Raw genomic sequence first — 26326 nt, 5'->3', positions numbered from 1 at the left:
ATATGCCTAATCAATTTGTATTTAACGACAACGATCAACCGCTTTATGTGGATATGGTGAACACCTTCCAAGCGCCAGATATTAGCGCGCCGCCTGAAATAAGCGCTTCGCAGGCTGCAGTCTTGTATTCAACTAACACATCTGCGTCTAGTTTGGTCGTACTTAGTCTAATATCCGCAATAGCTTCTATTCGGATTAGTAATGCTTCAGGCAGTGGAAAAACTGTTTATATCTCACGTATAAGCGGCAGTATTGGCGGTTCTTCTCTACTATCCGCAATGTCGGGTAGCTTTACAATTGTAAAAGGAGGGACGCTAACTTCACCAGCAACCTTAACGCCAACGAATAATAATTTGGGCAGCTCGGCGACGAGTGCGATGACCGTTCAGTCTTCCACAGCAGCCATTAGCGGGGGAACGACGCTTTTCAATTATCAATTGGCACCGGGGGCTTTCACACAGAACTTTACGGGCAGCATCATTGTACCGCCTGGGACTGCTATTTGTGCTAACGTAACCTCATCCAGCTCCGCCGTAGGTTTAACGATTACCTCAGCGTTGGGTCTTCTTTGGTGGGAACAATAGCGTTTTTGCTGCGAACCATTCACAGAGCTGAACCTTGACATCACTTGGGTTGAGGTTTTACATAAAAGGGTGGAATGTATAGAAAATAAAGGGGATTGGCATTATACAATAAAGTTGCATGTCAGATTGGAATGTGAAAAGAGGGACAATTATGGAAAGTTGTTTATTTATTCATGGCTTTACCGGAGGTGAGCATGAGATCTCTCCCTTGTCCCAGTTTATGGAGCAGCATAATTACCGTTCCAGAACGTTTACCCTGAAAGGGCATGGGGGGAGCAGGAATGATTTATTGCATTCGGATCGACATGATTGGCAACAGAGTGCTGAAGATGAATTGACAGAGCTGTTAAAGACGGATGAAGGTGTTCATCTGATCGGCTTTTCTACCGGTGCCCTTATTGCTTCACATCTTTCTGTACGGTATAAACCCTGGATCAAATCCCTTACTTTATTGTCCACTCCCGTATTTCCGCTGAATCCTGTGGAGATTCTTAAGACTCTTGGGAGCTTTTCCATGCTAAAAACGTATATTAATAAATTCACTTCAACGCCCCCAAGGGCGACGAGAGAGTTTCAACGATTGGTCCGGGAGAGTTTTTCAATCTATCCGCATATTGAGACTCCAACCTTGATCGTGCAGGGTAAGCGAGATCATCTGGTGAAGACTCGAAGCGCTGACTTCCTGCAGCATACGATTCCTACAGCCCAAAAACAGGTGATAATGGTGGATAACAGTGGTCATATGGTTTGTCATTGTGAAGATAAGGACCGGATTATGAATGAAGTACTGCATTTTATTCAGAGTGTAGGAAGCTAAGCATATAAGGTGAATAATGAACCCCAAAGAGCCCCCAATAAGGAGGCTCTTTTTCTTGGGAATTTTAAATTTTATATCTTGACAACGCATTCACAATCATGGTAATTTTTAGTTGGGAAACCGGTTTCCCTAAAATTATTTGTTTTTTGTGTTAAAGACGTTAAAAACATTAGAGACATCACTGGGTGGGCTTGGTTTTTAATCAAGGAAGTAGGCTTTAGAGTGTTATGAATACGCTTTAATAAGAGAGGGAGATGCACGCAATGAAACGTAGGTTATGGTATGTACCCGTTCTAATTACATCTATTCTTCTTTCTACCGTGATTAATTTGTTTGTCTTAACACCGCAAAAAGCTGAAGCGGCAAGCATCGGCACGATTAATGAAAACGACACTATTTATCAGATTATGGTTGACCGATTTAATGATGGAGATACTTCCAACAATGCTACTGGTGCGGCAATTCGCTATGGAGAAAACTCTGAGGAAGATTTCCGTTATATGAAAGGCGGAGACTGGCAGGGGATTATCGATAAGCTATCATATATTAAAAATATGGGCTATACCGCGATTTGGATTTCCCCAGTGGCTGAGCCACAAATGACTAACCGGGAAAACAACGGTACCGGTAAAAATACAGCCTATCACGGATACAACGTTAAGAACCCTAACGCTGCCAATCCATACTTCGGAACGAAGGAGAAGCTGAAAGAGCTTGTGGATTCCGCACATGCGCTTGGCATCAAAGTAGTGATTGACGTTGTGCCAAACCACGTCGGTGATTATATGCTAGGTTCTCAAGCCTATTATGATATCCCATCATTGCAGCCAGTGGCTCCGTTCAATAATCCAGCATGGTACCACCATAATGGAGATATTAACTGGTCTCTAGCGGATGGAAGATATGACCAGTGGGCGCAGGATTACTTAGAGAATCATGATTTGGGCGGGCTAGATGACATTGATTTTGATGTTCCTGCGGCTAAGCAGGCGATATTCGATTCCATCAAAGGCTGGTTTGATTATACAGGCGCTGACGGTGCACGTGTGGATGCTGCCAAGCTGATGAAGCCAACAGATATTGGTGAGCTACAAAATTATCTGGGTGTTAATACATTTGGCGAGAATTTCGACGGAAATGCTGAATTTGTCTCACGTTGGGTCGGAAACAATAAGGAATGGGGCATGCTCGATTTCCCAATGTTCTTCTCCGTACTTAACAGCTTTGCTTATGGACAGTCTTTTGAGTCCAATATCAAAAGCACCTTGGCACAGGATTCCTACTACAACGGGAATGCCAATCACATGGTTACCTTTATCGACAATCATGACCGCAACCGTTTTCTAACGGAAGCCGGGGGAAGCGTTGATAAGCTGCAGAATGCTTTAACCTTTATTTTTACAGTTCGTGGAACACCGGTTGTCTTCCAAGGAACAGAGCAGAACAAAGGCAATGGCAACAGTCAGATCATGACAGGCGGTATTGCGGATACTTGGAACCGTTGGTCTATGGTGAAACGGGATGCAAGCGGAAACGTGATTGAGAACTATTTTAATGAAAATGCCAGCACCTACAAGCACGTAGCCAAACTTAATGAAATTCGTAAAAATAACCCAGCACTACGTACAGGTACTCAACGTGAAATGTGGGCTGCACAGAACTTATATGCCTTCTCACGTCGTATCGACACTGGAACTAATCAAGGTCAAGAAGCTATCTCTGTATTTAGTAATCAATCTAATGGTTCGCAAACGGTAACCATCCCGCTACGTGCCGAGAGTAGTTTGACCGCAGGAACAGTTTTGTATAATCAGCTGAATACTGCAGATACAGTGACTGTACAATCAGGCGGAGTAACTGGAAAGCAAATTACTGTAACTGTAGGTGCGAATTCAGCCAAAATCTATGCGAAACAACAACAACCATCAGAAACAGTTCCTCCAACCACTCCGACTAATGTAACGGCAACTGTTCAGAATGCATCTAGCGCTTTGATCAGCTGGACGGCTTCTACCGACAACGTAGGCGTAACTGGATATGAAGTTTATCGTAATGGTGTCAAGGTAGGCACAACGGCGACTACATCCTATACGGACAATGGTTTATCCGCTAGCACTACCTATAACTACACGGTAAAAGCATTTGATGCCGCAGGCAATCTATCTCTTCTTAGTGCGATTGCTTCTATTACAACACCAGCAGGGAACAGTGTCACGATTTACTATAAGCAAGGTTATACCTCGCCTTATATTCATTATCGCCCAGTAGGAGGTACATGGACGACATCTCCGGGTGTGGCTATACCTGTATCTGAAGTAGCCGGATACAACAAAATAACGATTAATATCGGTTCCGCCAGCCAGCTTGAAGCATGCTTTAACAACGGCAGTGGCACATGGGACAGTAACGGGGGGAGCAACTATCTATTCGGTACTGGAACCTGGACTTATACGCCAACAGGAAGTATTACATCGGGTGGACCAGTGACACCAACGCCAACACCAACAGTAACACCGACGCCAACATCAACAGTAACACCGACACCGACACCGACACCAACAGTAACACCGACACCAACGCCGACAGTAACCCCAACCCCAACGCCAACGCCAACGGTAACCCCAACGCCAACGCCAACGCCAACGGTAACCCCAACACCAACGACTACACCGACTGGCAACACTGCAACGATCTATTATAAGAATACGGCTTACAGCAGCTCTTACATTCATTACAAGCTGGATGGGGCGACAGTCTGGACGACGGCTCCTGGTGAACAGCTTCAAGCTTCTTCTTTCCCAGGATATAAGTCGATCACAATTCAGCTGGGCACTGCAGCCGGACTGACCGCAGCCTTTAATAATGGCAGTGGTACATGGGATAACAACGGCAGCAGTAATTACCATTTTGATGATGGAACCTGGAGTCTAGTGAACGGAAGTATCAGCGCAGGGGAACCTCAAGCAGACAGTGTGACGTTTCGTGTAAATGTTCCAGCGTCTACTCCGGCGAGCGGACCTGTGTATCTTACCGGTACCTTCAACAGCTGGAATGCAGCGGATCCAGCCTATCAACTGACTAAAGGTAGTGATGGGGTGTATTCCATCACACTGAGCTTACCAGCAGGAACAGCGGTGCAATATAAAGTTACGCGGGGCGCTTGGACTAATGTGGAGGTAAACTCGAACGGATCGGACATTTCCAATCGAACGCTTACTCCAGCAGGCGGCGCACAAACAGTGAACCTGACCGTGCAGCGTTGGAAAGATCTATAAGTTACTATAAGAGTGGATCAAAATACCTTTCACATGACAAGGAGCGGCCCCCCGTGTGGGGCCGCTCCTTGGTAAGTAGTACGAAGCTTTTTCATTGTAGAAGATACAATAGAAAAGTAGTCCAATTATGAAGTTGCTCCAGAGAATTTAGCTCTCATCGTGGATTCACGAGGAATTAGTTCTGGCTCTAGTAGCAAATGCTTGTGGGGCGCATCATTGCCACGAATGCGCTCCATCAGCAGCTGCCCTGAAGATACACCCAGCTTAAACGTATCGATATTAAGCGAAGTTAAAGGAGGTGTTGTATAACGGGACAGCGGATATTCATCGAAAGCGGCGATGCCGAGTTCAGATGGAACATCAATTCCGAGTGCTTTTGCGGCTTGAAGCACCCCAAAGGCTACATAACTGTTCATACACACCACAGAGTCTGGCCGTTCTTCACGCTGCAAAAGCTCAAGTGCAGCATGATAGCTATCATGTTCATCAGCCTTGCAGTTAATGATCCATTGCTGAGGAACGGTAAGGTCAGCCTGCTGTAATGCGCTTAAGTATCCACCTAGGCGATGTGTATAAATTTTTTCCTGCTGCTGCCCGCCTATGAAGGCTATCTTTGAATAACCTTGTTCGATGAGATGCTCGGTCAGCATGTTGCCGCCTGCTTCATTATCGAAATCAACCCAACTTCCGGGGGTCATAATCTCTCCAATGGAGATGTAAGGAAACTCCAGTTGATTCAGTTCTTCAGATAGCTCTTCAGTCAGCACGGAGTTGTTGGCAATAATACCGTCGACACGTTTGCTAAACACAAGCCTATTTAGAAAATGGCCTTCTGGACTGCTAAGTTGCACATTGGAAATGGTCAGCTCGTATTTTAAAGGTGCAATTACGCTCTCGATTCCACCAATAATGTTGTAGAAGAATTGGTTCAGAAACTCACTTTCTTTAGACATATCAACCAGTAAGCCAATATTGCAGCTGCTTTGTCTAGCTAATCCAGTAGCAATACTGCTTGGCGTGTAGTTCATTTGCTTCATAATCTCTCGAACCTTTTGTTTCGTTTCCTGTGATATTTTTGGGGAATCATTTAGTACTTTAGATACAGTAGATTTAGCCACATTGGCTGCTTTAGCAATATCAGAAATCGTTACTTTCATCGTCGTCCCTCATAACTTGAAAACGGTATTTGTAACCATAATAACACAAATTTAGCAGTCTCTCTAATGATGTATGAACAGATAGATAGAACGATAAAAGTATAGAAGGAGTCCATAAGTTATGCCTCAATCATGGTTTGTATATCATACAAGTGAAGATCCATTTGCCTATCCTGTAGGTACAGGGACCCTGAAGCTCAGATTATTTACACAAGCTGGACAGCAATTATCCTGTACCGTAATCCACTCGGATCGTTATGATTCTCCGGGGCAAGAAGTTCCTTTGCAGATGGAGCGGATTGGGTCGGCCGGTATTTATGAGATTCATGAAGCAATTATTCAGACCAGCACTAGAAGAAGCAGATATCTATTCCATATAGCGAATGCTGCGGGGCAGTATATCTGGTATGGAGAGAGGGGCGCGTCGGAGAATCGGGAGCGTGCAGGTTCTTTTCAATATGCATATCTTCACCATTCTGAGGCTTTGAAGTTACCGTTATGGAGCCAGGATGCGGTGACCTATCAAATTTATCCTAGCAGCTACAATGGTGGAACTCTAAAAGGCATTACGGACAAAATACCTTATCTACAGCAGCTTGGTGTGAACACTATTTACATGACGCCTGTATTTGAGTCTCCTTCCGAGCATAAATATAACACCTCCGATTATTATAAGATCGACCCTGCATTTGGCGATGTAGATGGATTGAAGACGCTGGTCAGTGAGGCACATCGTCATGGAATTAGGGTCATTTTGGATGCCGTGTTTAATCATTCGGGAGATCAATTCTTTGCTTTTAAAGATGTGATGGAAAAAGGCGAGCAGTCTCCATATAAAGATTGGTTCTTTATTCGTTCTTTTCCCGTAACACAGACGCCTGCCCCGAATTATGAGACATTCGCTAAAGCTGAAGCGCATATGCCTAAGCTGAATATGGATCATCCCGAGACGGCAGATTATATGATTGGAGTTGCCAAGTATTGGATTCGTGAAGCAGAAATAGACGGCTGGCGTCTTGATGTAGCGAATGAGGTCAACCCGGCTTTTTGGTCCCGGTTTCGGCAAGAGCTCAAGTCTGAATTTCCTGAAATTCTACTCATTGGAGAGATAATGCATGCTTCTGGGCCTTGGCTTAGAGGGGATCAATTCGATGGTGGCATGAATTATGTGCTTCGGGATGCCGTGCTGGAATTCTTTGCAGAGCAGTCAACAGGGCCAGATCGCTTTATGGAGCAAGTACTCCATCAGGAGGCGTTGTATAATGACCAGGCGAATTCGGCTATGTTTCAATTGATTGGCAGTCATGATACGTTGCGTTTTCTTACAGCGTGTAAGGAGGGGGGACGTGGCTGGGACCGCGAGAGTACGGCAATACAGCGCATGAGGTTGGCAGTTTTTTTTCAGATGACTTATATCGGTATTCCGATGATCTATTATGGGGATGAGGTTGGGATGGAAGGAGCTACGGACCCTCACTGTAGAAAAGCTATGGTATGGCAAGAGCAAGCTCAAAATACAGCGCTGCTGAAGTGGTATCAAGAGCTGATTTTCCTAAGAAAAAGCTGTGATATTCTACGAAAAGGTAAGTTTCGTCCTTGGTTCACGGATGAAGTCCGTAATGTCTTCGGTTATACACGGGGAATGGGTCAAGAGAAGATAGGTTTAATTATCAATAATTCTCCGAACGCGTACGAGCTTGAGCTTAATGTATATCGTTCGGATAAGAATTTGCTTACCGATTTACTGTCAGGAGCTACTTTTAAAAATAATAACAAGCTTATAATGAGCATTGAACCGTTTGGATGTTTAATGTTGTACTAAAATAGTATAAGGCCTCTCTTCAAAAGAAGGGGCCTTATTCATCAAGAAACGGGTGTCATCTCCAAAGGATGGCGAAGCCGTTTCTTTTTAAAAATATAAGAAAGTATAAGATTATCCTTATATTTCTCGCATAAACGCTGACCGTCCTTTAGAGACGCTAAAGGCGTTTTTCCTTGTTTGTAGCACTTTTTTTATTTTTGTTCTTTAAGTCTCTATACTCCTGATTCTCCCATTGTTTTAGCAACGGAAAAGGGTCAAAAGCCCATTCAGTAATCCCTCGGTCACGGTAGATGCCAAAATGTAGATGTGGCGGGAATTTCCCTTGTGTTCCTGGATTTCCGTAACCTGAGCTGCCAACCCAGCCAATGATTTCACCTGGTGAGACGATATCTCCACGAGAAATGGATTTGTTATACCCGGATAAATGGGCGTAATAATGGTAACGGTTCTCGATATCACGAATTCCAATTCTCCAGCCACCGTAGCGGTTCCAGCCTTTAGTTTCCACTAAACCAAAGCAGGTGCTGCGTACTGGCATACCTTGCGGTGCAAAGAGGTCAGTCCCTTCGTGAATACGTGCCCCACCCCAGCTTCTGCCGGTTCCCCAAGTGCTACGATAAGAATAAGAATTACTTAAGGGAAGTGGAAAAGCATTACCTGATAGGTCAAGCCGACCAAAATGTTCATATAGCTTGGCGAACTGAGCTATGCGCTGAGAGGCACGACCATTGTGATAATACTCCCAAATGCCAATGCTGAAATCATTAGCTGAATCACCATATTTCTGCAAGTGTCTAGCCATACTATATAGAACATCAGCATCATTCTCTGGATCGGCGATTCCATCACCTGAGCCATCACGGCCGAAGCCGTTAAAGAAAGTGATGGATTCAGGAGAAGTATCCTCCTGATCCGGGTTGAGTGGACCGGACCATACGGGTGCTGGAATCATGATTCCAGTAAGACGGTTGGTGACGGGTTTGTCTGAGGAACCTTTTTTGGCGATGGTGCGTTCATATTGATCAATGGCTGCGAATCTAAACCAAGGGATTCCAGTGGCTGCACTCAGTTGATCATAAATCCCCCTACGGGCAGACCATATGGATTCTTTGCTAGCATTAACAGAATTGCCGCTGCTTTCCACCGGTTGGACTGTAGCCTGTACTGCAGCTGCTGGAACGGGAAGGCCTAAACCACCCCAAAGGATAGCGGCCGCGGACAGACATAACATAGATCTCCGGTTATTAGTATTCTTAAATAGGGCCAGCAAGATAACAGCCTCCTTTTGTCCGGGCGTAGAATTGAATGTAGACACTTCGGATAAAGCTTTTATTATAGATTGAAGCAAAAGGCTACTTTTTATCCGTTCTTGTCTAAAGGTACCAGTAAATTCTTCGCCGGAATCGAAATTGAGATGCCCTGCATATTTCACAAAAACAGGCAATTGTAAAGCGCACATGGTATAATATGAGGCAGCATCTTTCATCTGCAGCATCACATTCAGGAGGAAGCGGGGTTTATTATTTTGACGAATAAAACAGCAAAGCAGCCTAAGCCGGATTGGATTAGAATCAAGCTAACTACCGGTGATAACTATCAGGAAATCAAGAGCATGATGCGTTCTAAAACTTTACATACCGTATGTGAAGAAGCTAGGTGTCCGAATATTTATGAATGCTGGGCAAATCGAACGGCTACCTTTATGATTCTTGGTGATATATGTACTCGCGCATGCCGTTTCTGCGCTGTGAATACAGGGTTGCCGACAGAGCTGGACCTGCAGGAGCCTGAACGTGTAGCAGAAGCTGCAGAGGGAATGAACCTTCGCCATTGCGTGGTGACCAGTGTGGCCCGTGATGATCTTGCGGATGGTGGCGCTCAGATTTTTGCTGAGACGGTAGCGGCAATTCGTAAACGCCTTCCGTTATGTAGTGTTGAAGTATTGATTCCAGATTTCCTGGGAGAACGGAATAGTCTAGAGATTGTTATGAACAGTAATCCAGACATTCTTAACCATAATATTGAGACGGTGGAACGGATGTCAGACCGTGTACGGGCTAAAGCGAAGTATCGCCGTTCGATGGAACTGCTGCGCAGAGCCAAGGAAATGAAGCCGGATATTCCTACCAAATCAAGCATTATGCTTGGAGTCGGTGAAGAGTGGGATGAGATTTTACAAGCAATGGATGATTTACGAGCCGTAAATTGTGATATATTGACTTTAGGACAATACTTGCAGCCTTCTCCAAAGCATTTGAATGTGGAGAAATATTATCCACCAGAGGAATTTGCGCTGCTTAAGGAAGAGGGATTGAAGCGTGGCTTTAGCCATGTGGAATCAGCTCCGCTTGTTCGCAGCTCTTATCGTGCGCATGAGCAGGTGAAATCTGCCGCTCAAGCTCGTGAGGAGCGCACGGTTTCTTCTAGTTAATTTTTTATTTTTCAAGGTAGCAGAGGGCATAAGGAGCGAAAGCGATCTGAAGCCCCCGCGCTTAGGCTACACACATAAAAAAACGTTGATTTGAGTCATTGGAGAGAAATGTTGGAGCTGTAGGAGCGTTAGCGTTCGCCTGAAAGCTTTCCGAAGGAAAGCTAGCATCGTAAGCATACACTGTTGATTAATTTCACCGCTGAATGCGGTTCAAATAGAAGAAATTAATCAACAACAGCGACCGAAAGCCCAATATTTCTCGGAAATGACGGCATAATCAACGAAAATACTTTCCTTCGAAAGGCAGGCGACAAAAGGTTTGATCGTTATAGGCGGAAAAGGCTACGAACTAATGTTAGATCATAAGGATGGTTGGAATCCGGAGGCGTTTCGCGGAAGATATAGCGAAGTGCTGGAAAGATACGACTACATTATTGGTGACTGGGGTTACAGTCAGCTGCGTTTGAAAGGTTTTTATCGGGACAACCACCCAAAGGTGAATCGGGATACAGCGATTTCTGGCATGGTCGATTATATTAATGAATATTGCAATTTTGGCTGCGCATATTTTGTGTTGCATAAGTTAAAAGAGGTACCACAAGAAGGTTTGTTCAAGGATATTCTGATCAAAGAAATACCAGAGCCGAGTGAGGAAGAAGATTCGGAGCTAGAAGCTGAAGATAATGATGGAGCGGCTATAGATAAAGAGCTCTCCTCTAAAGAAACATCATCTAAGCAAGGTTCGAATTCATCTGCTGCATTTAAAGAGATGACTTCTGCTAAGGATAGACCTCTGAGAGAACATCAAAGCCGAAATCACCGGGGTAAAGATTCGCAAGGGAAGAAATCCAAAAAGGAATTTCAAAGCAGACCACCACAAGGTCAATCCCAAAAACCCCAAAACACACAAAAGCCTCAAAATAATCAAAATACACAAAACACACAAAACATAGAAAATCCACAATCGTAACGATGAAAGCTGACCATAAGTAGAGTCCTTCTACGAATGAGACAGCTTTTTTCTTTTGAATAGATATGTACAAATAATAAAGGCAGCAAACCCCATCTCTGGAGAATTGCTGCCTTTTCTTATGGATTATTTTATAGATAATTTCAATTGCTTTTGTGTAGCATTGTAACTCCATACGAGTGCCGGAAACTTCTTCTTAAAGGCATTTAATTCAATGTAGGTCTCACCATTCTGAGATAGCGCCTCTTTGGAGGAAAGCGTAAAGCCGGTAGATGTGCCTGTTCCGCTCTTTACGATAACCTTCTTGTTCTTGGCATCCCAGGTGATCTCGCCCTCGACAAGCGCAGCCAGCACCAGCGATGAAGCATAAGTTTTATCGCCCTGCTTAACAAGACCAACATTACCAGCAAAAGGAACCCCGTTGATATTTAAGATATGATGATCTCCGGTGACTTCTAAAGTCTTCATTCCAGCAATCTGCAGGGCAGTAATCAACTGTGCAGTTTTCCCTTTTACCTCAATATCCGGTGCGAGACCGATGTGATTAAAGTCTTCTTTTTTAGGTGTTAGATATTTCTGCGTGGTCAATTTCAGCATGTCGCCATTAGACACTGGAAGTAGGCTTTGAATACGCGCTTTGCCGTAAGAACGAGTGCCTACAACAGTAGCCAGCTTGTTGTCGCGCAGGGCGCCCGTAAGAGCTTCTGACGCACTTGCAGTGTATTCGTTGGTTAGAATTACGACGGGCACACCGATTTTGCTGCCACTAGTAATCGTTACAGGAGTTAACGCGCCACTTTGATCAGAGGTATACATCATGATGCCTTTATCCATAAAACTAGAGGCAATGTTGTATGCCGAATCCATGTAGCCACCCAAGTTATCACGTAAATCAAGCACCATGGATTTCATTCCCGCTGTACGCATCTTCTTCAGCATAGCGGCGAATTCTTCATCAGAATTCTGTGTGAAACCACTTAGCGAAATATAGGCAATCTTCGGACCAATGAGGGTTCCAAAAACGGAAGTCGAGTTCAATTCATTTCGGGTGACAACATAAGATTTTGTGACACCATTTCTGAGGATCAGCAGGGTGACCTTAGTGCCCGCGGCTCCACTTAGTTCCGAATCATCCGTTTCGTCAACAGGTATTCCGTTGATTTTGAGAATCGTATCGCCGCGTTTCAAGCCTGCCTTTTCAGCAGGAGAACCTGGAGAGATTTCTTCGATGTAGAGCTCTGTTGGCGTATATTGAAGTTTAACACCGATGCCAACGTACTCGAGATCAACCGCATGTTCAAATTGCGCCGCTTCCTCGGAATTGAAGTATTGGCTGTATGGATCATCCAGTGTGTTCACCATGCCGTCAATTGCTCCGCGAATCAAAATATCTTTATCTACATCTGAAAGATTATAGTTCTCCAGTAGCTTCATTACTTCATTAATAAGATCACTGTTGTCTGTGGAAGCTTTAGCGGCATCTGCAGCGGAAGCCATTGGAGCAAATGTAATAGATAAAGCTAGACAGCTGGTTAACAGTGCACTTATTATTTTTTTTGATTTCATGGAATCAAACACCCTTTTTATTAGGATTTCACAAGTTTATTGTAGATGCTATATGTGTCATCGATTGTCCAAACACCAGTATCCGACTTGGATAGAATATAGATAAGGCCCTGCTCATAAGTCTCCTCTTCACTAGCTTCCTTGTCTTTGCTTTCTACATATATAGCAGCTTCCTTGGCACTGTAATAATAAATATTTGAAATGCCTGGAGTATAGGTAATATCATACGAAGCAAAGAAATCATCCAAATCTGCCTTGAGAGAGGAATCATATTCTTCTCCATATGAAGTCATCGTGGAAAGAACTGCTGTAGGATTCTGTTCGTTCATTGCTTGATAGTACTTGCTAATAGTACCTTTGATGGCATCCGCATCGTTTTGAGGGATGTTGGCTGCTGGTTTTGTACCTTGTTCACGAGTAAGGAGAACGGTCGAGCTTTGGGATTCCACGGATGAAATCTTCCAGCTTCCATTCTTGCGGACCAGGGTATATACGTATTCATTCTCTGTATCTGGAGTATAAGTCCCACCTATTCTGCGTGAACTTTCAAGCGTATACACAGTGGCTTCGTCAGCTGTAATGTCGAGGATTTCCAAGCTATCAATAGTATTCTTTATGTCAAAAGCTTTAAAAGATTCATTGAGTTCGGCCACTGATTCCGTGTAAGAGTACTCCGAATCCATAAGGGAGTAGAAGCTAGTCGCTTTTTCTTCATTGAAATATTGATTAGACAAACGGATTAATGCTGTAATGGCTGCTTCGTCCTTACCTTTGGAGACAGGAGTAGTAATTTGTACACTTCTACTGGTAGAATTCCAGACAGCTGTGCCCCCGGTTGCCTCTGCGATAAAACGCAAAGGGATGTATGTAGTGCCGGCTGAGGAAACTGGTGCAGTGGTTAGTTTTTTAACGGTTCCGTTAACAGTAGCGCGGTTACTGCCAATTTTGAGGGTAATCGCAAGATTTGAACTTTTTCCTGTTACCGTTCCAGTTTTGGCATCCCAGAGAACTTGAAGTCCAAGCTTCTCAAAGACAACCCGGAAAGGTACAAGTACAGAATTGTTCGCTAAGTATGGGGATCCAGCGGTGAAGGAAACCTTACTTCCGTTAATATAAACATCAATTGGTTTCGATGCTGCAAAAGCCGGGACCGCAAGTATGAGGGCCAGTAGACTTATGCTTAAGAGGGATAAAAATCTTTTCAACAGTACTCTCTCCTTTTATGTAACTCTTTGTAAAATAGCCTCATTATACCATTTGGCTTCTCTCTCAGTCTATCAGTTGGTGTTAGTTTTGTCACACAAAAAAGCCGGAGAAATGGATATCTCCAGCCACTGAAAATCGTTGGATCGAAGGTTAATCTTAAACTAAAAAAGCTTCACGTACACGGTTCCAGAACGGAAAAGGACGGTACCTGGCGAAACTGACCTTCTTGTCCGATACTTGGCAGCGTACTGAAATCAGATCATCTACTGGGATATTGTTATGATCTATCGTGAGTAGTAAGCGCTGATCCTTACATGAAAGAATATCGCAATGGTGATGCTTCGGCAGTAGTAATGGCGACCCCATTGTTCGAAATACGCGGTTGTTAATTGAGGCGATTTCGGCAATCTGCAGCGCTTCTATAGATGGGTGAACCATGGCTCCCCCAAGGCTTTTGTTATAGGCCGTGCTACCAGAAGGAGTAGAAATACAAAGCCCATCACCCCGGAACATTTCGAAGGTAACATCATTGATGTCAACTTGAATCATTATAGTTCCATCTACCCCTTTAAGGGTAAATTCATTTAGGGCAATGTGGGACGAAGAACCGGATTTCTTGTGAATTTCCAGCTCAAGCAACGGATATTTCACGATACGAGGTTTCTGAGGCTCAGAATCCTCGGTTCCGCACATGTAGTCGATTAAGGTGGGTAGCTCTTCCGCTTGCCAGTCCGCATAGAAGCCTAAGTGTCCTGTGTGCACACCTACGAAGGCTAGATTGGGGATTTGATCGATAAAGGTATGAAAAGCGTGCAGCATTGTGCCGTCTCCGCCAATAGAGATGACGATTTCGGGAGACTCGGCATCCAGTTGCAGGTCCCGCTCCGCCGCCAGCTTGTGAAACTGCTCGGCAAGTTTGATTGATAGTTCATCACCGCGGTCCAGAACATAATATCTCAAGATGTACAGGCTCCTTTTGTATAATTCAGTCATACACCGATCATAATCAATCTTGACCCGGAACACAATATGCTAATCAACTTCGCCGTACCCATCGAATCATTGTCATGAATACAGGGATAAGCAGTGAGACTAGAATTGCAGCAGTTAATAATAGGCTCAGCAGGGCGAGGCTTGCCGTGATCCCTGAGGCAGAAGGAGTAAAGGCAGCAGAGGCTGGTAATGATACCCATGCGGTAGACAGTCCTGTGTTCATCACAGGGTTCCAGAGCAGCAAGACCAATCCTGATGCGAGTATGGCGTGAATTAGCCGTGCAGTCAAAAATGGCAGATACCGCAGCCCGGTACCGTTCAGAATACTTGCCACCTGGGCATGTACAGATAATCCGCCCCAAGAGAGAATGAAGGCAGCTGCCGCTACCTTGAACTGAAGCGGGATGGAAGCTGCGGCTTCACCTGCTGAACGGGCACCGATCGTCACCTCAAAGAATCCGCTAATGAGAGCCTGAGCTAGTTCTGGAGGACCACCTACAAGGGACACAAGATGTCCTGTCATGTTAAAGAGGGAGGATAGGATACCGGCACGGGCTAGCAGTTCCATTAGCACATTGAAGAATACAACCAAACCGCCTACGACAATAATAAGCTTTAGCGAGGACTGGATTGCTCCCTTTAATAGCTCCCCAAAGCTCCGTCCATCTTTGCGCCGAGCCTCCTCCATGGCAAGAAGTGCTGCATGGATTCTTCCAAAACCTTTTTTTGCTGGAACAGAGGGGGCAGTAGAACTAGTTATGGATGGGTCTTGGGAGGGGGAGCTCTGTTCTTTGCGTCCATGTAACGACATTAGCAAGCCAACAATCAAACCGCTCCCATAGTGGGCGAGGGCTAGGATGAGCCCCAACGATGCGTCTCGAAAGAAACCAACGGATACTGCACCTAACAGAAAGATTGGGTCAGAGGAGGTTGTGAAAGCGACTAATCGTTCGCCCTCTACTCTGCTAATCAGATTCTGTTCCCGCAGCTTAGCGGTTAATTTAGCGCCAACAGGATATCCTGATACATATCCCATCGCAGCGACAAACCCGCCGCTACCTGGTATACCAAAAAGAGGGCGCATCAATGGATCGAGCAGTGCACCGAAGAGATGAACGATCCCTAGGCCTAGCATGATTTCGGATATGACGAAGAATGGAAATAGGGAGGGGAATAACACATCCCACCAGATGGCCAGGCCTCGTAAGGCTGCGCCAAGGGATGCCTCCGGATGAAGCAACATCAGCAGCATACAGCCTGCCAATGTTAATCCCAGCAGTGGGCCGCCAATCTTTTTAAAAGTCATAATTAACGCCTCCTGATCTATGGTTAGATGTATGCGAAAAGAAGGACAAACAGCACAAAAAAAATAAAGGAAGCGGTTACATAAATCGGTGCTTTTTCGTTCGAAATATGATATTATGTAAATAAGAAATGCACCCTCTGTTACAAGAATAAATGGGATGGAGTGATGGCGATGAGCGTTGTAGCCGGAGTTCTCGTTTGTGCTTTTGTATATGTGATCCGGGTCTCTCTCGTCCCTTCAGGTGATGAAGAATTTCGGACCTACTGACAATAACCTCCAGGCGCTAAACTATAGTTTAGCGTCTTTTTTCTGCCGTTTAGGGGCACTTTCGACGGATATCCGAGCCGTGCTTTTTTTTGGTATAATAAAGTAAGAAACGTTTCATTAATATGGAAGAGAGCTGGTAACCTCAATGAATCCAAATGAGAGTATATATGAGAACCTAGGAGGAGCTGAGGCGCTACATCGATTGGTGGAAGTGTTCTATGCCAAAGTGCAGCTTCATCCGCAGCTGGGTCCGTTATTTCCTGAAGACATTTCTCCTGTTCTGGAGAAGCAGTATCAATTCCTGACACAGTTTTTTGGCGGTGGCCCATTGTATTCAGAACTGCATGGACATCCCATGATGAGAGCAAGGCATATGCATATTCCCATTACTCCAGAACGTGCTGAAGAATGGTTGCAGTGTATGAAAGAGGCGCTTGAGGAGACCGGCGTAGAAGAGCCGCTACGTTCGTTCGTCCTTAGCCGCCTTGCAGGTCCCGCACATCATTTTGTTAACATGCCCCAGGAATAATAAGGGACAGGTTGATCCTGAAAGGAATGAGAGTACTTGCCAGAGTTAATACCCCTATATTCTATTAAGGTCAAATGTTGCAATTGTGAACATGAATTTTCAACCTCTCGCGTACGCCCTAGCCTAAAAAAGGCTATCCGCCGCGATGCTGATTTTTGCGCATATTACAAAAACGAGAATCCGGATTATTATGTTGTACGTGTCTGCCCGAGTTGTGGGTTTGCCTCTACAGAAAATTCAGCGGACAAGCTGACGGATCTGCAGCGAAAAGCATTTAATGAACAGGTAGGAAAACGATGGAAGAGCCGTGACTTTGGGGATAAACGAAGCTGGGAAACTGCACTTGAGACCTATAAACTGGCGCTTTTATGCGCTCAAAGTATTAACGATAAGGATCGAATTATTGCAAGTCTGCTTCATCACATTGCCTGGTTGTATCGGTATCAAGGGAATACGGAACAGGAACAACGCTTTTTGCGCTATTCATTAGCTGAATATGTGAAGGTATACGAAAAAGACGGAATAGCTGGCAATGATGCCCGGCTCATGTATCTTATCGGCGAACTTAACCGGCGCATCGGAGAGTTCTCTGTGGCTGTAATGTGGTTCTCCCGCCTGATTAATGATCAGAAGATTATGGATGCTGCGATGATTCGAGCTGCCAGGGAGCAGTGGGTTGTGCTAAGAGAGCAAATGCGCGGCGAAACTGTAGATATTGATGCCGATGGATTGCCTTCAGGTTCTTAAAGCTTCACGAACAACAAAAAGCGCAGAAGAGAGTAATGCTCTCGTCTGCGCTTTATAAAAATGGTAAGATTGGGATTTAGATGACCTTCTATTTATCGGACTGCCCGATCGAATAGGAGGTAATCTCCGTCGTTATCTACAACTGTGGGACTGGCGCTGCAACATGGGAAGACAAGTAGTTTTTTCTTGCCGTCACGAACGATTTGCAATTCTTTTGGCTTCATAGGGAGAAGAACATTCTCCGAGTTGCAGAAAGGGCAATACTGCACATACATATCGCCTAAAATAATGTCATAAGGCCAGGTATGACTAAAAGGAATCATTGTGAATCCTTCCCAGAAGGAGACTCTTCATTTCCATCCTCAGCTTGCGGTGAATTCTGCTTTTTGGATAGCTCAGCTATTTTTTGTAGCAAAATATGTTGGGGCATATGCATCAAGTGTTCCAGTGGAACGCCTAGTTGCTTGGATAACGTTATGGCTGTTTCCGGTGAAATTTGTAGTGGCTTCATATGGATGCCCTCCTAAAGTTTATCGGCTATGAATGTTCCGGTATCGTTATTCACTTTACCATGGTGTTAAGTCAATTACAAAGAAAACCAAATGAGAGCAAAGGAATGGTGAGAAGACATGAAACAACCATTATCACTGACTTGGGAACTTGATTCCATATTTCCTGGAGGATCGTCCTCTACTGAGTTAGAAAGCTTTTTAAAGAATCTTGAACAAGATATTGCAGCCTTACAGGGTCTGGTGAAGAATGCTGTAGCTCCAACGGATGTTGAGTCTACAAAGGCGCTGGACGAGGTTATAGAACTGCTTCAGAGCTGTTCAGGAAGACTTGTGGAGGTCTCTTCCTTCGCAGACTGTCTGGGCGCTCAGAATCAAATGGACAAAGGTGCGGTAAGACTGGCGGCTCGAGTGACAAGTATGCGTGCCGGATTCGAAGGCATTAGCTCACAATTCAGTAATGTGCTTCGTCAGACTACAGACAAGGTATGGGCAGAGTGGATGGCACGTCCGGAGATTGCTCCATTAACGTTCGTGCTGAGCGAGAGCCGTGACTTGGCCCGTGAGAAGATGAGTCCAGAGTTGGAAAGCTTAGCACTAGAACTAGCCGTTGACGGATATCATGGATGGAGCGGGCACTATGATACGATTGTAAGCTCGATTAAGATCCCATTTGAGGATGAAGAAGGAACAAAGCTGCTCTCCGCAGGTCAAGCTTTTAACAAGCTGGATGATCCAGATCCGAAAGTACGTCAATCCATGTTCCATAAATGGGAAGAAGCATGGACCGAAGCAGCAGATAACTGTGCGGATACCTTGAATCACTTAGCGGGCTTCCGTCTGAAGCTCTATAAAGGAAGAGGTTGGGAAGATATTCTGAAAGATCCGCTGAGCATCAATCGCATGTCACAAGATACTTTGAATGCGATGTGGGACGTGATTACGAATAGCAAGCCTGCACTCGTGACCTATCTTCAGCGTAAAGCTAAGCTGCTTGGACTGGATGCTCTTTCTTGGGTAGATGTCGAAGCGCCAGTGGGTAAATCTTCAGGTAAAATCCCATATGATCAGGCCGCTAAAGATATCGTTACCCAGTTCCGCAAATTTAGTCCGAAGATGGCAGAGTTTGCAGAGCGTGCTTTTGATAATAACTGGATTGAGGTTGAGGATCGTCCGGGAAAACGTCCTGGAGGTTTCTGTACATCCTTCCCTGAGAGTAAGGAATCGCGGATTTTCATGACTTATAGCGGTACAACTTCCAATGTTTCAACCTTGGCACATGAGCTGGGACATGCTTATCATTCTTACTTGCTGGATGATCAACCTGTATTTAATCAGAACTACGCTATGAACGTTGCAGAGACTGCTTCAACCTTCGCAGAGGTCATTGTATCTGACGCTCAGGTTAAAGCCGCTAGCAACGCTGAAGAGAAACTGGCGTTGCTTGAAACGAAAATTCAAAACAGCGTAGCCTTCTTTATGAACATTCACGCTCGGTTCTTATTTGAGACTCGTTTTTATGAGAAACGTAAGGAAGGCCTTGTAAATGCTGAGGAGCTGTCTGAATTGATGGTGGAAGCACAGAAGGAAGCCTTCTGTGGGGTGCTTTCGGAATACCATCCTCATTTCTGGGCTTCTAAACTGCATTTTTATATCACAGATGTGCCGTTCTATAACTTCCCTTACACCGTTGGCTACATGTTCAGCACAGGCTTGTATCGACTGGCTCTGCAAGAAGGAGCGTCCTTTGCAGACAAATATGATAGCTTGTTGCAAGATACTGGTGTGATGACTTTAGAGGATTTGGTACTTAAGCATCTGGGTGTGGATCTTACGAAGCCGGACTTCTGGCAAGGCGCTACAGATCTGATTGTAGCTGACATTAATGAGTTCTTGGAGATGACGGAGCAATTAGTTTGAAAAAGTCTAAACTAAGACAAATTTAGCGGTAGAAAAAACAATAATTTTTCAGCATGAACACGCAAAAGCCCCTGATACAGGGGCTTTTTTTAATGATAAAATGTCGAAAAATCACGATTTATAAAAAGAAATATGCGATTAATCTATGGATTTCGCGCATCTATAGGGATAATAACCCAATTTTGCCGAATAATGTTGTTTGCCATTTGTTAGTAACCTATAATGAGTCTTAAGCCTTATATAAGGCACGCTAGAGTACCACTTGGCTGAACTCACAAAAATAAGCAAGCGCTTACGAAGTCGGTTCTGCGAAGTGCACTCAAATCAAGCTATGCTCACAAAACTTTTAGGAGGAGAAGTAATGCTTAAGACGGAACAACTATCATTAGCGAGACAGATGGATATGGTGTTTAAGGAGCTGCAGGAAGAATTATCGGGATTAACTTCTGGTACGGTTTTTGTGCAAATACGAAATAACATGATCGGAAAATTCGGGATACGACATAATCCTCTTTCTGGGCGAAGCGGGGTATTCACTGATGCAAAAGAAGGGATGACAGATGGACAACAGTCTTCTTTTCGACTAATGGCGCTGGAAAGCCTGAAATACAAGCGGCGTTGGACGCATGGTGAGATTTCTTATGAATTCGCCATTAGACAGGGAATGGTGATTGTAGATGCTACGTTGGAGTCCAATTATAATATGGCGAATCTAATGATTCGATCGCCTCGTAATGCCTATGCTGAAAGTTCCGAACAGTTTTTTGGTTAAGCGTTGTTTACATAAAATTCCAATAATTGTGAAAATCAAAAACCCTCCCACAGCTTCAGAAAGAAGTGTGAGAGGGCTCAAAAGCTACTCGGCTTTAGGCTTTATGCTTGATATCGCCCTAGCCGGATAAAACACTTAAGATAACGTTGTTACTGACGACCAGACAGTTGTTGTTCTGCCAGTTGTACTAGACGTTTAGTGATGTAACCGCCCAGAGAACCAGTTTCGCGAGAAGTGTAGTTCCCGTAATAACCGTCAGCTGGGATCGTTACTCCAAGCTCCTGTGCTGCTTCATATTTCAACTGTTGCAATGCCGCAGTTGCTTGAGGAACGACCAGGTTATTGGAACGGCTGCTACGACCTTGACCTGCTTGACCCATGTGTGTCACCTCCTTCGCCCGTTGTGAAGATAGTATGAGCGCTAAGAGGTTAATTCATGCATCACTTCGAAAGGTTTTAAGGATGGTAATTATTAGTGAAATAAAAGTGAGGATAGAAATCCTTTATTGCTAGGGATTACACAAAAAAAATCGGTCTTCCCTTACGTAATCGCAAGGCAAGACCGATATAATGTATATCTGCTTTAAATCTCAGGATAGATCATTTCCAGCACGGTGGATAGATTCTGACTTTGACCGGGTTCTACCGTTAAAAGACCTGTGAAGGAAGCATCCTCGGATACATTCGGTGCATTCGCGAGCCAGGTATAGGGCTCAATACACAGAAATTGATCAGCCGGTCCTTTGGTATATAGCACCCAGTGACGGAATAGATTCTCGTCAGCAGTATAACGAAGGCCATAACCATCATCACGTAATAATAAGGCTTCTACAGGCTGTTTTTCTCCAATACGTAGAGCAGTATCAAAATTAGTTCCCTGCATGTTCATTCCGGTGTTCAAGGCTTCCAGATCACCAAGTGGAATCAGATTGCCGCTAGGGAGCAATTCTTCGTTCAGTTCATAAATACTATTTACTGGGAGCTTAAGATTCCAGCGCTCAGGTTCTCCATCAATCATAAACCAGGTGTGATAACCGATCCCAAAAGGAATTCGATGATCTCCAAGATTAGTAACCTTTAAAGTTTGGGTAAATCGGGCTTCCTGAAGCCTAAACGTCATTTCGAATTTAAGTGGGATAGGGAATTGCTCCATCCAGTGTGGATCATCTTCCGTTCGGAATTCAGTAGTGACCGCGCAACCATCCTCATCTTCTTCAATATCGCTGACACACCAGGCCTGAGTTCGGTGTAGACCATGAATATGATTGTCATTAGCGGTATTCTGGTCAAATTGATAACTTGTACCCTCGAATTGAAATTGGCCCTTACGAATTCTTCCGGGTGGAATTAATAGCGGCATGCCAAAATGGTAAGGTTTTTGCATAAAGAAAGCTTGATCGCTTTCATCAGGCCGCCGTAGAATTTCCCGTTGTTTCTTGACATCAAACAATGAAATCACGTTATTTCCTAGTCGCGGCAAAAGCGTGACTTCCAGTTCACGGCTGTGCAAAATATAAGTATCATAACCGCCCCACTGCCCTTTGGTCACCTGTTTCATGAGATATGCTCCTTTATCGTAACTGTAATCGAATAGAACATGGATAACCTTATCATAACAGATTTATACGGTAGTGGTTAAGTGATTTGACAACTTCTCTTTATGGTTCTATGATGAAGGCATTAATTCATGATGATAATGTGATGACGGGGACAAGTAGGCAGGCATTGCACCTTCAGAAAGCCGGTGGTTGATGCGAACCGGTAGGACAAACCTGATGAATGGACCCCTGAGCGCCGAGCTTGAACGGGAGCTAGATACCCTAGTAGACCGGCCGGATCTTCCCCGTTAACGGAAGACTAAGGCTGTTTTTTCTTGTTCAAACAAGATTAAGCAGCGAATAAGGGTGGCACCACGGTCTCACGTCCCTTGCGGATGAGGCTTTTTTTGCGTTCTCGGAAACTTAGAAATGACATCAAACGGAGGTCTATATTATGAAAAAAGTAATGTCAGGCATTCAGCCAAGCGGTTCACTTACATTGGGGAACTACATTGGAGCACTGAAAAATTTTGTGAAGCTGCAAGATGATCATCAATGTTTCTTTATGGTTGTCGATATGCATGCAATCACTGTAGCACAAGATCCTGCGGCACTGCGTGAACAGTCAGAATCCGTAGCGGCCCTCTTTATTGCAGCAGGAATTGATCCTGCACGTTCTAATGTCTATATGCAGTCGCATGTGCCACAACACGCTGAACTGGGTTGGATCATGACGACACTTACAGCAATGGGCGAGCTGGAGCGTATGACCCAGTTTAAAGATAAATCATCAGGTAAAGATTCTGTTGGCGCTGGTTTATTCGTCTATCCTTCCTTGATGGCAGCAGATATTCTTGTTTATAATGCGGATCTTGTGCCAGTTGGAGAAGATCAAAAACAACATTTGGAGCTGACTCGTGATTTAGCTGGTCGCTTCAATAATCGTTTTGGCGAATTCTTTACCATTCCGGAGCCGTACATTCCAGAGGTGGGTGCACGTATTATGTCTCTGGATGATGGCACCAAAAAAATGAGCAAGAGCAATCCTAACGCAGGCAGCTACATTGCTCTGTTAGATTCACCGGACGTAATCCGTAAAAAAATCAGCCGTGCAACGACTGATTCAGGACGTGAAGTAATTTTTGATCCAGCTAATAAGCCAGAGATTAGTAATTTGATGAGTATTTATTCCGAATGTTCTGGAATGACACTCCAGCAAATTGCCGATCGTTATGAAGGGCAAATGTATGGCGGCTTTAAGAAAGATCTTGCTGAAGTGGTTGTATCTACGCTTGAGCCTTTACAACAAAGATATAATGAAATTCGTAGCTCGGGTGCGATTACAGATATTCTTGCTGAAGGTGCTGGTCGTGCACGTATTGTTGCAACTGAGACGTTGAATGGAGTTAAAGAGCGGATGGGATTTCTGCCAGCTCGTTAATCTAATCAGCGCTTAGGCTTTCCTGTTTGCGTCTGATCTTGGCCTTGAGGATAAATCCCCAGCCAATATTCATGACACAGAGAAACCCGAGCAGAAGTGCCAACCAAAAGCTATAACTGATCGCGATTGAAGCGGCAGTAAGAATAAGAATAGAAGAACAAGCGAACCAAAGTGAAAGTCCTTTACCCATTAAGAGAGCCTTCCTTTCTATGTCTGCTAAAATGAATCCCGGAGTATGATAATAATACTCCGGGATTTTTTGTGATTATAGAATAGATCTCTGCGTAAGTCTACAGTTTCATCGTAAAGAACCAGGGTCAATGGAAAATCGTTTGTCGAGCTTCTCGCTGCTAAGCCAACCTACATAAGTATTTAAAGGTCGATATTGATTGTCCATCACTAATACAGCCACAAACGGGTATTGTTTGCGATGTAAATAACGTACGTCCCCCCAGCGCACCATATATCCTGAAGGGAGTTCCTCGACTTCGGCTACTGCATAAGAGGTGAAGTATAGAAAGGACTGAATATCAGGGTGCGACTTGGAAATCTCCACAGCAGGATGAGTCGAGCATACAGCATGTTTGAACCATTCCAGTCGGTTATTGACTAACTGCCCAACATCATAGCTGCCATCTTTTTTCACCTTGACTACGTTCCAGCGCTTTAGTGAAATTGTAGGGATTACAATATAACGTTCGCCGGCACTATGATGTAAATCCTTAAGCTTAATATTACGCGTGAGACGTGCGTGAACGACGGTTCTCCAAATATAATAAAGAATAGTACAGGCATACAGTGTAATAAATAAAGGTTGCGGTGGAATGATCCCGGTGATCCAGAGAAGGATGGCTGCGATATGGCTACCAAATATAAATGGATCAAAAATGTGGATGATGTTCCATGCAATCCATTTCTCCGTGAATGGACGTGCAGCCTGAGTGCCATAGGTATTAAATAGATCAGAAAATACGTGAACACCTACACCAATGAAGCTCCAGAGCGCAATATGGCTTAGAGCTTGTAAATCAGTAAAACCAAATAAGGGGCCTAACACGAAGGAAATCAGCGCGGGCCACAGAATTAGAAAGGGTAGGGAATGTGTGATTCCTCGGTGATTTCGAATATACATTGCATTGTCCTTCAGTCGTAGCGCAGTATCGGCATCAGGAGCCTGAGAGGCGAGCACTGTTGCCAGCATAACAGCCCCGGCCAGTTTCGGATCAGAAGCAACGATGGGATCAACGAAGGAAAGCCCGGCTAAGCCTAGGCCCATAACTAAATGTGTAGCAGTATCCATTGGTCAGTTCTCCTTTGTTGTTCGGAAGTTCTCTATTTAATAATTACCCAAATACAGCCCTGGTTATTAAGGGGATTGAAATAAATACAAAATAAATATTGTCACGTAATTGTCGAATTCATGAACTTACTGTTCCATGACTGTCAAAGTCTTCACGGGTTTGTTATGATAAAGTTAACAGCGAAGTTAAAAAAACTTCGGTTAGAACGTTACATGTTCGTTTAGAAGGAGGATCATTAGGTGTGGACAATCATATAACATTTCAAGCTTCTTCCGACTCTGCAGCCATGTCTGCAAAATCTCCACCGGAAGGTGCTAGCTGGCGTGATTTCATTGCTGTAACAAAACCCGGTATTATCCGATCTAACCTTATTGCCGCCTTTGCGGGATATTGGTTGGCCTCGGGTTGGGATGTTCATTACGGCAGATTAGTTCTGACTCTGCTCGGTACTATGCTGGTTATGGCTTCGGCCTGCGTTTTTAATAACTATTTCGACCGGGATCTGGACATGAAGATGGAAAGAACCCGTGAACGGGGGCTTCCTACAGGACGACTAAAACCAAACACTGTGTTATTATACGCCATTGGGCTTGGTATTGCAGGTTTGATCGTGCTGTTTGCTTTTTCAGGTATGCTTGCCGGTCTGTTTGGAATTGTTGGTATGTTCGTTTACGTAGTAGTATACACGCTTTGGTTGAAGCGGACATCAACATGGAGCACCTCCGTAGGTGCGATTTCTGGAGCAATGCCCCCAGTAATTGGTTATGTTGCGGTTTCAGGAACGGTTGATCTAGGCGCTTGGCTGATCTTTGCCATGTTGTTTCTATGGCAACCCCCTCACTTCTGGGCGTTGGGCATTAGACGTAAAGAAGAATATAGAGCGGCAGGATTTCCATTGTTACCTGTAGTTAAAGGGACGCGACGTACGAAATTTCAGATGATTCCTTATGTAGCCCTTTTGCTGCCTATTCCAGTGTTAATGTACGCCTACGATTACGCAGGCATATTTTTTCTAATCATTTCATCAGCGTTGTCCTTGGCTTGGTTAGTATTGACCTTGATGGGCTTTAAGGCTAAAGATGATGAAGTCTGGGCGAAGAAGAATTTCCTCTTCTCCATTAACTACCTGACAGTTAGTTTGATCGTACTTGTATTGAATACGATTCACGGTTAAG

The 26326-nt window shown here is 44.4% G+C and carries 24 protein-coding genes and 1 other annotated feature; of the genes, 12 read left to right on the top strand and 12 right to left on the bottom strand.

Translation table 11 applies throughout. The features are described from left to right. Positions 1–2: 2 nt before the first annotated feature. The 3 genes from H70737_RS24940 to H70737_RS24930 all read left to right on the top strand — a co-directional run bounded on the left by H70737_RS24940 (position 3) and on the right by H70737_RS24930 (position 4676). Positions 3–584, top strand: coding sequence for a hypothetical protein (locus tag H70737_RS24940; protein ID WP_042191651.1), 582 nt, complete (start codon positions 3–5; stop codon positions 582–584). Between the two features lie 151 nt (positions 585–735). Further along, positions 736–1401, top strand: a complete 666-nt coding sequence (locus H70737_RS24935) for an alpha/beta hydrolase (RefSeq protein WP_042191649.1) — start codon at positions 736–738, stop codon at positions 1399–1401. Between the two features lie 263 nt (positions 1402–1664). Continuing rightward, positions 1665–4676, top strand: coding sequence for an alpha-amylase family glycosyl hydrolase (locus H70737_RS24930; RefSeq protein ID WP_042191647.1), 3012 nt, complete (start codon positions 1665–1667; stop codon positions 4674–4676). A 125-nt stretch (positions 4677–4801) separates the two neighbouring features. Here H70737_RS24930 and H70737_RS24925 read toward each other — a convergent pair whose 3' ends face one another. Next, complete coding sequence (locus tag H70737_RS24925) at positions 4802–5833, bottom strand: LacI family DNA-binding transcriptional regulator (protein ID WP_042191644.1); 1032 nt, start codon at positions 5831–5833, stop codon at positions 4802–4804. 121 nt (positions 5834–5954) lie between these two features. Between H70737_RS24925 and H70737_RS24920 the strand changes: the two genes are divergently transcribed. Beyond that, positions 5955–7655, top strand: coding sequence for an alpha amylase N-terminal ig-like domain-containing protein (locus H70737_RS24920; RefSeq protein WP_042191641.1), 1701 nt, complete (start codon positions 5955–5957; stop codon positions 7653–7655). Positions 7656–7812: 157 nt separating this feature from the next. Here the strand turns inward: H70737_RS24920 and H70737_RS24915 are convergent, their stop codons facing one another. Further along, entirely contained in the window at positions 7813–8886 is a 1074-nt protein-coding gene (locus tag H70737_RS24915; protein ID WP_042194496.1) for a M23 family metallopeptidase, read from the bottom strand. 294 nt (positions 8887–9180) lie between these two features. Here H70737_RS24915 and lipA point away from each other — a divergent pair, with 294 nt between their 5' ends. Both lipA and H70737_RS30495 read left to right on the top strand, forming a co-directional pair. Next, on the top strand, positions 9181–10086 hold the full coding sequence (lipA, locus tag H70737_RS24910) for a lipoyl synthase (RefSeq protein ID WP_042191639.1): 906 nt from the start codon (positions 9181–9183) through the stop codon (positions 10084–10086). Between the two features lie 319 nt (positions 10087–10405). Next, the gene (locus H70737_RS30495) at positions 10406–11056 is read left to right on the top strand and encodes a YutD family protein (RefSeq protein WP_149645015.1); all 651 of its coding nucleotides are present in this window, start codon (positions 10406–10408) and stop codon (positions 11054–11056) included. A gap of 126 nt (positions 11057–11182) precedes the next feature. On the opposite strand, the gene H70737_RS24900 is transcribed toward H70737_RS30495, so the two are convergent. The 4 genes from H70737_RS24900 to ylbJ all read right to left on the bottom strand — a co-directional run bounded on the left by H70737_RS24900 (position 11183) and on the right by ylbJ (position 16127). Then, positions 11183–12622: a S41 family peptidase gene (locus tag H70737_RS24900; RefSeq protein ID WP_052404414.1), complete on the bottom strand. Its 1440-nt coding sequence runs from the start codon at positions 12620–12622 to the stop codon at positions 11183–11185. 20 nt (positions 12623–12642) lie between these two features. Next, complete coding sequence (locus H70737_RS24895) at positions 12643–13827, bottom strand: copper amine oxidase N-terminal domain-containing protein (RefSeq protein WP_042191636.1); 1185 nt, start codon at positions 13825–13827, stop codon at positions 12643–12645. 157 nt (positions 13828–13984) lie between these two features. Then, entirely contained in the window at positions 13985–14788 is an 804-nt protein-coding gene (locus H70737_RS24890) for an NAD kinase (RefSeq protein ID WP_042191633.1), read from the bottom strand. A 76-nt stretch (positions 14789–14864) separates the two neighbouring features. Next, on the bottom strand, positions 14865–16127 hold the full coding sequence (ylbJ, locus tag H70737_RS24885) for a sporulation integral membrane protein YlbJ (protein ID WP_042191631.1): 1263 nt from the start codon (positions 16125–16127) through the stop codon (positions 14865–14867). A 412-nt stretch (positions 16128–16539) separates the two neighbouring features. Here ylbJ and H70737_RS24880 point away from each other — a divergent pair, with 412 nt between their 5' ends. Beyond that, positions 16540–16923, top strand: a complete 384-nt coding sequence (locus H70737_RS24880) for a globin domain-containing protein (protein WP_042191628.1) — start codon at positions 16540–16542, stop codon at positions 16921–16923. A 36-nt stretch (positions 16924–16959) separates the two neighbouring features. Further along, positions 16960–17670 (top strand): DUF2225 domain-containing protein, encoded by a 711-nt coding sequence (locus tag H70737_RS24875; RefSeq protein ID WP_042191625.1) that lies wholly within the window; start codon positions 16960–16962, stop codon positions 17668–17670. 92 nt (positions 17671–17762) lie between these two features. Here H70737_RS24875 and H70737_RS24870 read toward each other — a convergent pair whose 3' ends face one another. Next, the gene (locus H70737_RS24870) at positions 17763–17993 is read right to left on the bottom strand and encodes a hypothetical protein (RefSeq protein WP_042130921.1); all 231 of its coding nucleotides are present in this window, start codon (positions 17991–17993) and stop codon (positions 17763–17765) included. Then, positions 17990–18181, bottom strand: a complete 192-nt coding sequence (locus H70737_RS24865; protein WP_042130920.1) for a YycC family protein — start codon at positions 18179–18181, stop codon at positions 17990–17992. Before H70737_RS24865 ends, H70737_RS24870 begins: the two co-directional genes overlap by 4 nt. A 118-nt stretch (positions 18182–18299) precedes the next feature. On the opposite strand from H70737_RS24865, the gene H70737_RS24860 reads away from it, so the two are divergent. Both H70737_RS24860 and H70737_RS24855 read left to right on the top strand, forming a co-directional pair. Continuing rightward, on the top strand, positions 18300–20099 hold the full coding sequence (locus H70737_RS24860; RefSeq protein WP_042191623.1) for a M3 family oligoendopeptidase: 1800 nt from the start codon (positions 18300–18302) through the stop codon (positions 20097–20099). Between the two features lie 361 nt (positions 20100–20460). Beyond that, a complete protein-coding gene (locus H70737_RS24855) occupies positions 20461–20871 on the top strand; it encodes a hypothetical protein (RefSeq protein WP_042191621.1) in 411 nt (136 codons plus the stop codon). Between the two features lie 149 nt (positions 20872–21020). Here the strand turns inward: H70737_RS24855 and H70737_RS24850 are convergent, their stop codons facing one another. Further along, positions 21021–21251 carry an alpha/beta-type small acid-soluble spore protein gene (locus tag H70737_RS24850; RefSeq protein WP_042130917.1) on the bottom strand — a complete coding sequence of 77 codons (231 nt, stop codon included), beginning with the start codon at positions 21249–21251 and terminating at the stop codon, positions 21021–21023. A gap of 203 nt (positions 21252–21454) precedes the next feature. Beyond that, positions 21455–22429, bottom strand: coding sequence for an aldose 1-epimerase (locus tag H70737_RS24845; protein WP_042191618.1), 975 nt, complete (start codon positions 22427–22429; stop codon positions 21455–21457). A 134-nt stretch (positions 22430–22563) separates the two neighbouring features. Further along, positions 22564–22802 (top strand) — a binding site (T-box leader). A gap of 61 nt (positions 22803–22863) precedes the next feature. On the opposite strand from H70737_RS24845, the gene trpS reads away from it, so the two are divergent. Further along, positions 22864–23850, top strand: coding sequence for a tryptophan--tRNA ligase (gene trpS, locus H70737_RS24840; RefSeq protein WP_042191616.1), 987 nt, complete (start codon positions 22864–22866; stop codon positions 23848–23850). Between the two features lies 1 nt (position 23851). On the opposite strand, the gene H70737_RS24835 is transcribed toward trpS, so the two are convergent. Both H70737_RS24835 and H70737_RS24830 read right to left on the bottom strand, forming a co-directional pair. Continuing rightward, a complete protein-coding gene (locus tag H70737_RS24835; RefSeq protein WP_042130914.1) occupies positions 23852–24040 on the bottom strand; it encodes a hypothetical protein in 189 nt (62 codons plus the stop codon). A gap of 108 nt (positions 24041–24148) precedes the next feature. Further along, positions 24149–25150 carry a metal-dependent hydrolase gene (locus H70737_RS24830; protein ID WP_042191614.1) on the bottom strand — a complete coding sequence of 334 codons (1002 nt, stop codon included), beginning with the start codon at positions 25148–25150 and terminating at the stop codon, positions 24149–24151. 242 nt (positions 25151–25392) lie between these two features. Between H70737_RS24830 and cyoE the strand changes: the two genes are divergently transcribed. Further along, complete coding sequence (gene cyoE, locus H70737_RS24825) at positions 25393–26325, top strand: heme o synthase (protein WP_042191612.1); 933 nt, start codon at positions 25393–25395, stop codon at positions 26323–26325. Position 26326: the final 1 nt, after the last annotated feature.

It is taken from the genome of Paenibacillus sp. FSL H7-0737 (assembly GCF_000758545.1).
Classification (GTDB): domain Bacteria; phylum Bacillota; class Bacilli; order Paenibacillales; family Paenibacillaceae; genus Paenibacillus_AQ.
This window is presented reverse-complemented; position numbering and strand designations above follow the sequence as displayed.